Source organism: Corallococcus llansteffanensis, assembly GCF_003612055.1.
GTDB classification, from domain to species: Bacteria; Myxococcota; Myxococcia; order Myxococcales; family Myxococcaceae; genus Corallococcus; species Corallococcus llansteffanensis.
Map to the genome: position 1 here is coordinate 1 of NZ_RAWB01001149.1, position 550 is coordinate 550.

The window sequence follows — 550 nt, forward strand, 5'->3', positions numbered from 1 at the left end:
CCATCGCCCTGGGCCTGCCGTGGATCTCCATCGGTATCGCCGAGGCGGCGCTGGCCTTCGCCATCTCCTACGCCAAGGAGCGCAAGCTGCCTCCGGAGAACCGGGCGATCGCGGAGATGCAGTGGGTGCAGTTCTCGGTGGCGGAGATGAGCCTCCGTCTGGAGGCGGCGCGGGCGCTGGCCATGCGAGCGGCCATCGCCACGGATCAGCGTGAGCCGGACTTCCCCGTGCTGCAGATGCAGGCCAAGGTCGTGGCCAATGAGGCGGCCGTGGCCATCACCACCGCGGCCATGGAGCTCGCCGGAGGCTCGGGCTACATGCGGACCCACCCCATCGAGCGCTACCTGCGCGATGCCATGAGCGGCCCGCTGATGGCCTGGTCTCCAGCGGTGATCCGCGACTTCCTCGGCAAGGCCCTGCTGGGGCTTCAGCCGCCACGGCCTTAGACGGGTTGCCCTGCATGGAGGCGGCGGGATTCGAACCCACGGCAAGGCGATAGAAAACCCCAAGCAGGACGCGCTGTGTGCCCTGGCAAGGTGTGGCTGGGGAG

At 68.9% G+C, this 550-nt stretch carries 1 protein-coding gene; it reads left to right on the forward strand.

Annotated elements, in window-relative coordinates; translation table 11 throughout:
* A partial coding sequence (locus D7V93_RS43860; RefSeq protein WP_147451725.1) for an acyl-CoA dehydrogenase family protein occupies positions 1 to 446 on the forward strand: 446 nt, incomplete at its 5' end.
* Between the last annotated feature and the right edge of the window lie 104 nt (positions 447 to 550).